The sequence below is a fragment of the Trebonia sp. genome, assembly GCF_030042015.1.
Lineage (GTDB): Bacteria > Actinomycetota > Actinomycetes > Streptosporangiales > Streptosporangiaceae > Trebonia.
This window is the reverse complement of sequence record NZ_JASIAL010000514.1, coordinates 1-8,052: the sequence shown is the minus strand read 5'-3', so window position 1 is coordinate 8,052 and position 8,052 is coordinate 1. Positions and strand designations below refer to the sequence as shown.

Here is an 8,052-nt window from a genome sequence, read left to right as displayed (position 1 = left end):
GGCGGGGTCACGCTGGCCGCGCCGCCGCCCGCCGACCTGCCCGCCGCGCCGAGCTGGGAGGTGGCACGGGCGGAACTGGCCGCCGAGCTGACCGTCCGGCTCGCCGCCGCGGCGGGCGCGACGGTTACCGCTCCCCGTTATCCAGAACGATCCCTGCCTTCTCCCAAGCGCAGCCTTCCCGTGGCCGCGGCGATCGCCTTCGCCGGGCCGGATGCGGTACGGTTTTCGCTGGCCAGGGCCGCGCCAGGGCGGCCGGTGCGGATCGAGGCGGCGGAAATAGCGCGGCACGTGCCTGGTAACCCCGCCTATGCTGTGAGGTACGCGCACGCCCGCGCCGCGTCCGGGGTGCGCTGGGCAGCCAGCACCGGGTCAACGGCGGCGGTCCCGCGGCGCCCGCCCGCTGACCCGGGGGAGCTGGCGCTGCTCGACGCGCTGTCCTGGCTTCCCGAACGGGTCGCCGTGGCCGCGCGCCGTGGCCGGCCCGACGAGTTCGCCCGGTACCTTGAGGAGCTGGCCAGCGTCACGATCGCCACCTTGACTTCCGCCGCGGAACCGGGAGGCGCCCGTGCTCCCGGAAGTGACAGACTGGCCCTGGCCAGCGCGGCGCAGGCTGCCCTGGCCGCCGGACTCGGGCTGCTCGGGGTCAGCGCGCCTGACCGCCTGTGAAATCGGAGACTGACTGATGAGCCGTGTCGCCCACCCCGCCGGGCCGCGTCACGCGGATGTGCTGCCCGCCGACCACCCGCCGGCGCCGCCCGCGGACCTGAACGCGCTGCACCCGGTGGTCTGGCCCCGCGGCGCCGTGCGCCGCGGCGGCGTGCTGACGCTCGCCGGCGCCGACGTCCGCGACCTGGCGGCCGAATTCGGCACGCCGGTGTTCGTGACCGACGAAGAGGACGTGCGCGGCCGCTGCCGGGAGTACGTGGAAGCGCTCGGTTCCGACGCGCGCGTGTACTACGCCGCCAAGGCATTCTGCTCGCGCGCGGTGCTGCGCTGGGTCACAGCAGAGGGCCTCGGCGTGGACGTGTGCACCGGCGGCGAGCTCGCGGTCGCGCTGTCCGCCGGTGTTGACCCGGCGCTGGTCACCATGCACGGGAACAACAAGGTGCCCGCCGAAATCTCCCAGGCCGTCTCCGCGGGCGTCGGGCACATCGTCGTCGACTCCTTCGAGGAGATCGCCCGGCTTGCGTACTACGCCGACGCGGCCGGGGCCGCGTGCCGGCCGCGGGTGCTCGTCCGGGCCACCACCGGGGTCGAGGCGCACACGCACGAGTTCATGGCCACGGCGCACGATGACCAGAAGTTCGGCTTCTCGCTGGCGTCCGGCGCCGCGGACGAGGCAGTGCGCCGGGTGCTCGCGCTGCCCGTGCTCGAGTTCGCCGGGCTGCACTCGCACATCGGCTCGCAGATCTTCGACACGGCGGGGTTCGAGGTGGCCGCCCACCGGGTGATGGAACTGGCCGCGCGGATCCACGCCGAGCACGGGGTGACCATCGCCGATCTCGACCTTGGCGGCGGATTCGGCGTCGCGTACACGCCCGAGGACGACCCGCCTGAGGTCAAGTCGCTGGCGCACGCGCTGCGCGCTATCGTCGCCGCGCAGTGCGCGGCGTTCGGCCTGCCGGTGCCGCGGCTGACCGTCGAGCCTGGCCGGTCGATCATCGGGCCGTCGACGGTGACGCTGTACGAGGTCGGCACGATCAAGGACGTGGACGGGATCAGGACCTACGTCAGCGTGGACGGCGGGATGAGCGACAACATCCGCACCGCGCTGTACGACGCGTCCTACACATGCGTGCTCGCGTCCCGGTCGTCGGACGCGCCGCCGATGCTGTCGCGGGTCGTGGGGCGGCACTGCGAAAGCGGGGACATCGTGGTCAGGCACTGCTACCTGCCCGCGGACCTGGCGCCAGGGGACCTGCTCGCCGTGGCCGCCACCGGCGCGTACTGCCGCTCGCTTGCCTCGAACTACAACCACCTGCCGCGGCCCGGCGTGGTGGCCGTGCGAGACGGCTCGGCCCGTGCGATCGTGCGGGGCGAGACCCTGGACGACCTGCTCTCCCTGGACGTCGGATGAGCGCGCCCGCTGGCAACCGGCCGGTGCTGCGGGTCGCGCTGCTCGGCTGCGGGGTGGTCGGCTCCCAGGTGGCGCGGCTGCTCGCGGAGCAGTCCGCTGACCTCACCGTGCGGGCCGGCGCCCGGCTGGAGCTGGCCGGGATCGCGGTGCGCCGGCTCTCCCATCCCCGGCCGGGCATCAACCCGTCGCTGCTGACGGCCGACGCGATGACGCTGGCCACGCGGCCGGACGTCGACATCGTGGTGGAGGTGATCGGCGGCATCGAGCCCGCCAGGTCGCTGCTGCTCGCCGCGATGAAGACGGGCAAGTCGGTGGTGACCGCCAACAAGGCGCTGCTCGCCGAGCAAGGCGAGGAGATCCACGCGGCCTCCCGCGCCTGCGGCGCCGACCTGTACTACGAGGCCTCCGTCGCCGGGGCGATCCCGCTGCTGCGGCCGCTGCGCGAATCGCTGGCGGGCGACACGGTGCACCGGGTGCTCGGCATCGTCAACGGGACGACCAACTTCATCCTGGACCGGATGGACACCTCAGGCGCCGACTTCGCCGAATCGCTTGAGGAGGCGCAGGCGCTTGGGTACGCCGAGCCCGACCCGACCGCCGACGTCGAGGGGTTCGACGCGGCGGCGAAGGCGGCCATCCTGGCCGGGCTGGCCTTCCACACCAGGGTCACCGCGGCGGACGTGCACCGCGAGGGCATCACCGAGGTGACCGCCGCGGACATCGCCTCCGCCCGCGTGCTCGGGCGGACCGTCAAGCTGCTGGCGATCTGCGAGCGGTTCGATGGCGGCGTGGCGGTGCGGGTGCACCCGGCGATGATCCCGCGCAGCCACCCGCTCGCCGCCGTCGGCGGCGCCTACAACGCGGTGTTCGTCGAGGCGCGGTCGGCGGGCAGGCTGATGTTCTACGGCGCCGGGGCCGGCGGCACGCCGACGGCCAGCGCCGTGCTCGGGGATATCGTCGCGGTCGCGCGGAACCGGCTGGCCGGCACCCGCGGGCCTGAGCTTTCCACCTACGCTGAGCTGCCGGTGCTGCCCATGGGCGATACGCTGACCCGGTACCACGTGTCCCTGGACGTGGCCGACCGTCCCGGCGTGCTCGCCCCGGTGGCCGAGGCGTTTGCCAGGCACGACGTCTCCATCCAGGCGGTACGGCAGACGAGCCGGGGCGACCAGGCGCTGCTCATCATCGTCACGCACGAGGCGCGGGACGCCGCGCTCGCCGCGACGGTGTCCGAGCTGCGGGCGCTGCCCGTCGTCCGGGCGGTGGCGAGCGTGATGCGGGTGGAAGGGGAGGAAGACCCGTCATGACTGGACCGCGCGCCGTGGCGGGCACCGGCGCACGCGCGCCGTGGCGCGGAGTCATCGCCGAATACCGCGACCGGCTGCCGGTCACGGCGGACATGCCGGTGATCACCCTGCATGAGGGCGGGACGCCGCTGCTGGCCGCCCCGGTGCTTTCCGCACGGACCGGGTGCGACGTCTACCTCAAGGTCGAGGGGGTCAACCCCACGGGCTCGTTCAAGGACCGCGGCATGACCGTGGCGATCACCGTGGCGGCCGCGGCCGGCGCGAAGGCGGTGATCTGCGCCTCGACGGGCAACACCAGCGCGAGCGCGGCCGCGTACGCCGCCCGGGCGGGCCTGACCTGCGCGGTCCTCGTCCCCAAGGGCAAGATCGCGATCGGCAAGCTCGCTCAGGCGCTCGTGCACGGCGCCAGGCTGCTGCAGGTGGACGGGTCGTTCGACGACTGCCTGGAGCTGGCGCGGAAGCTGGCCGTCGACTACCCGGTGGCGCTCGTCAACTCCGTGAACCCGGACCGGCTGCAGGGACAGAAGACCGCGGCCTTCGAGATCGTGGACGCGCTCGGCGACGCGCCCGACGTGCACTGCCTGCCGGTCGGCAACGCGGGCAACATCTCCGCGTACTGGATGGGCTACCGCGAGTACTGCGCCGCCGGGGTCGCGTCGCGGCGGCCCCGGATGTTCGGCTTCCAGGCCAGCGGCGCGGCGCCGATCGTGGACGGCGCGCCGGTCAGCCATCCGCAGACGATCGCGACCGCGATCCGGATCGGGAACCCCGCTTCCTGGCACCTGGCCGAGGCCGCCAGGGACGAGTCGGGCGGCCTGATCGACAAGGTCACCGACCGGGAGATCCTGTCCGCCTACCGGATCCTGGCCCGCGAGGAGGCCGTGTTCGGCGAGCTCGGCTCGGCGGCGGGCGTGGCCGGGCTGCTCGCCTCGTGCGCAAGCGGCGCGATTCCCGTGGGTTCGCGGGTGGTGTGCACGGTCACCGGCAACGGGCTCAAGGACCCGGACTGGGCGCTGTCCGGCGCGCCGGCGCCGACCACGGTCGCGGCGGACGCGGGGGCGGCCGCCGCGGCGCTTGGACTCGGCTTAGTGCGCCGGGGGGCGCGGAGAGCTCCGCGAAGGGTTGCGCGCGATGGCATGGGCTGACCAGGCGGTGCTCGTGCGGGTGCCGGCGACGAGCGCCAACCTCGGGCCCGGGTTTGACGCGCTCGGGCTCGCGCTGAGCCTGCACGACGAGGTCCAGGCGCGGGTGGTCAAGTCCGGGCTGTCGATCGAGGTCGCGGGCGAGGGGGCCGCGGACGTCGCGGACGCGGAGGAAAAGCATCTCATGGTGCGGGCGATGCGGGCGGCGTTCGACGAACTCGGCGGCGGGCAGCCCCCGGGCATCGCGCTGCGCTGCGTGAACCGGATACCACACGGGCGCGGCCTGGGATCCTCGGCGGCCGCGATCGTCGCAGGGATACTCGCCGCGCGCGCGCTCGCCGGCGCGACGCTCGGCCCAGGGGAGGCGCTTCCCCTGGCGAACGAGCTTGAGGGACACCCGGACAACGTGGCGCCCTGCCTGTACGGCGGCCTGACCGTGTCGTGGATAGCCCGCCGCACCGCGCGGGCGGTCCGGCTCGAGCCTGCCGGGCAGGTGACGCCGGTGGTGATCATCGCGCCGTCGCGGGTCTCCACCGGGGTCGCCCGCGGGCTGCTCCCGAAGGAGGTGCCGCACGCCGACGCGGTGCGCAACGCCGGCCGCGCGGCGCTGCTCGTCGCGGCGCTCACGCAGCGGCCGGATGCGCTGCTCGACGCAACAGAGGACCGGCTGCACCAGGATTACCGGGCGCCGGCGATGCCCGCCACGCACGACCTGGTCGGACGCCTGCGCGGGGCGGGGCTGCCTGCCGTGGTATCCGGTGCCGGCCCGTCGGTGCTGGCCCTCCTGACCTCCCGCCAGGGCCTCGACAAGCTGGATTCAATCGTGAAAGAAACGGGTATTGGATGGCTGATAAGCCCGCTAGACGTCGAGCGACAGGGCGCCAGTGTGGCACCGGGTGTACCGAGCGCCCGGTGATGCTGGGCAGTCCTCGCCTGGCCGGTAAACCCTCTTTCCGCGACATGGATGGCTGCGATGGAATGCCGTGGGCGCTGTCGGTGTTAGGCTAGGTGCAGCATCGGCTGCCCCAGTGCGGGGCGGGTGCTGGTCATCCACACGTCGCCTGGGGGGTAACGTATACCTGCCCGGGAAGTGGGCTTTCGGCTTCACCGCAGGAGAGTATCTCGTTCCCCTGAGTGCTACCACGTTCACATCTTCACGCCGGCGGCTCCCGGTGACGGGGCGCGGACAGGACAACGCGAGGTGCCGAGGTAGATGCCGAGCGTAGATGCGAGCGGAATCACGCACAATCAGCGGGTCTCGCGGGCGATGCGAATCGGGTCTGGCGCCACACAACCGGGTCGGGAAGACACCCAGGCGGCCGAGGATCATAATGGAAGGACCATTAGTGAGCGACACCACCGAACTCCTCAGCGGCGCGTCATCCGCGTCCGGGGATTCCCCCATCGGTCAATCTGCCGCCGGCTCCGCAGGTGCCGCGCCACGGTCACCGGGCCGTGACGGCGGGGACCTCTCCAAGCTGCTCGTCTCCGATCTGCAGCGGATCGCCCAGCAGCTTGGCATTCCGGGGACGGGACGGATGCGTAAAGGGGACCTTGTCGCCGCGATCAAGGAGCGCCAGGGTGGCGGTCAGCGGGAACGCCGGGCCCCCCTGGGCGCCGAGGAATCAGCCACGCGGGTCGCGTCTGCGGGAGCCGGCGCGCCTCGCCCCCTGAATCAGGATGCTATGGAAGCAGACACAGCCGTCCGGTCAGGCATCGGCGCCGCGGGCCGCAGTGGCGGCATCGGCGAGGCGCCGCGGAGTACCAGCGCCGGCGAGGCCGGCATTGGCGAGGGCCAGGCGCATGCCGCCTCGGTCCGCCAGCCGGCGTCCACCGCGCACCAGGCTGGCACGGAAAGCGGTTCCGACGCGCAGGGCATTGGCTCCGGCCAGGACGCCAGGCGCGGCGACCGCCGCAGGAACGGGCGCCGTGACGACCAGGGGACCGGCCAGGGGACCGGGGGCCGCGAGCAGCGCAGGGATGGCCGGGAGCCGGATCGCGCCGCCGCCAACAGCGGGCGCGGCAACCAGGCCGGCCAGAACGGCCAGAGCGCGCAGGGCGGCAGCGGCCGTGACGACGACGAGGACAGCCAGGGCCGGCGGCGCGGGCGGGACCGCTTCAGGAACCGCAACAGGCGCCGCGGCGACCGGCAGGGCGGCGAGCCTGAGGCGGTGATCACCGAGGACGACGTGCTGATCCCCATCGCGGGCATCCTGGATGTGCTCGAGAACTACGCGTTCGTCCGGACCACGGGCTACCTGCCCGGCCCGAACGACGTCTACGTCTCGCTTTCCCAGGTCCGCAAGCACGGGCTGCGCAAGGGCGACGTCATTGAGGGCGCGGTCCGCCAGCCCAGGGACGGCGAGCGGCGGGAAAAGTTCAACGCGCTTGTCCGCCTCGACAAGGTGAACGGCCTGGACCCGGAGCAGTCAGCGTCCCGGCCTGAGTTCGCCAAGCTGGTCCCGCTCTACCCGCAGCAGCGGCTGCGCCTCGAGACCGACCCCGGCAACCTGGTGACCCGCATCATCGACCTGATCTGCCCGATCGGCAAGGGCCAGCGCGGCCTGATCGTCTCGCCGCCGAAGGCGGGCAAGACGATGATCCTGCAGGCGATCGCCAACGCGATCACCAAGAACAACCCGGAGTGCCACCTCATGGTCGTCCTCGTGGACGAGCGGCCCGAGGAAGTCACCGACATGCAGCGCACCGTCAAGGGCGAGGTGATCCACTCCACCTTCGACCACCCGGCCGACGACCACACGACGGTCGCCGAGCTCGCGATCGAGCGCGCCAAGCGCCTGGTCGAGATGGGTCACGACGTCGTGGTGCTGCTCGACTCGATCACCCGGCTCGGCCGGGCCTACAACCAGGCCGCGCCGGCCAGCGGCCGGATCCTCTCCGGCGGTGTCGACTCGACCGCGCTGTACCCGCCCAAGCGGTTCTTCGGCGCGGCGCGCAACATCGAGAACGGCGGCTCGCTGACGATCCTCGCCACGGCGCTGATCGAGACCGGCTCCCGGATGGACGAGGTCATCTTCGAGGAGTTCAAGGGCACCGGCAACATGGAGCTGCGGCTAGACCGGCGGCTGTCGGAGCGCCGGCTCTACCCGGCCATCGACGTCAACGCCAGCTCCACCCGCCACGAGGAGCTGCTCTTCGAGCGGGGCCAGCTCCAGCAGGTGTGGAAGCTGCGCCGTGTCCTCAACGCCCTCGCCTCGGACGGCAAGGAGGCCGCCGGGCTCGAGCTGCTGATGGACAAGATCCGCACCACCTCGAGCAACGACGAGTTCCTGGCCGAGATCGCCAAGGCGCCCGTGCCCACCGTTTGAGGCGATCGCCACCGCCGGCCGCGGAGGCGGGCAGACTGGAGGAACGATGAAGACCGAACTGCATCCCAACTACGTCACGGCGACGGTGAGGTGCTCCTGCGGGAACACCTTCACCACCCGCTCGACCAAGCCCGAGCTGCATTCGGAGTTGTGCAACGAGTGCCACCCCTTCTACACCGGCAAGCAGAAGCTCGTCG

At 72.5% G+C, this 8,052-nt stretch carries 6 protein-coding genes and 1 pseudogene; all 7 read left to right on the top strand.

Features of this window, described 5'->3' with window-relative positions; all coding sequences use genetic code 11:
• Positions 1–666, top strand: a 666-nt coding sequence (locus tag Q1N79_RS27575; RefSeq protein ID WP_300613970.1) for a DALR anticodon-binding domain-containing protein, incomplete at its 5' end; no start/stop codon positions are given.
• Between the two features lie 16 nt (positions 667–682).
• Positions 683–2,077: a diaminopimelate decarboxylase gene (lysA, locus tag Q1N79_RS27570; protein ID WP_300613969.1), complete on the top strand. Its 1,395-nt coding sequence runs from the start codon at positions 683–685 to the stop codon at positions 2,075–2,077.
• Positions 2,074–3,384: a homoserine dehydrogenase gene (locus tag Q1N79_RS27565; protein WP_300613968.1), complete on the top strand. Its 1,311-nt coding sequence runs from the start codon at positions 2,074–2,076 to the stop codon at positions 3,382–3,384. The genes lysA and Q1N79_RS27565 overlap by 4 nt, the downstream gene beginning before the upstream one ends.
• Positions 3,381–4,466: pseudogene (gene thrC, locus Q1N79_RS27560) on the top strand (threonine synthase); the annotation flags it as partial. The gene Q1N79_RS27565 and the pseudogene thrC, both read left to right, overlap by 4 nt.
• Positions 4,467–4,515: 49 nt before the next feature.
• Positions 4,516–5,442: a homoserine kinase gene (thrB, locus tag Q1N79_RS27555; RefSeq protein ID WP_300613966.1), complete on the top strand. Its 927-nt coding sequence runs from the start codon at positions 4,516–4,518 to the stop codon at positions 5,440–5,442.
• Between the two features lie 430 nt (positions 5,443–5,872).
• Positions 5,873–7,855: a transcription termination factor Rho gene (rho, locus tag Q1N79_RS27550; RefSeq protein ID WP_300613964.1), complete on the top strand. Its 1,983-nt coding sequence runs from the start codon at positions 5,873–5,875 to the stop codon at positions 7,853–7,855.
• A 46-nt stretch (positions 7,856–7,901) separates the two neighbouring features.
• Positions 7,902–8,052 (top strand): 50S ribosomal protein L31 (gene rpmE, locus Q1N79_RS27545; RefSeq protein ID WP_300613972.1); only part of this gene is annotated, 151 nt, incomplete at its 3' end.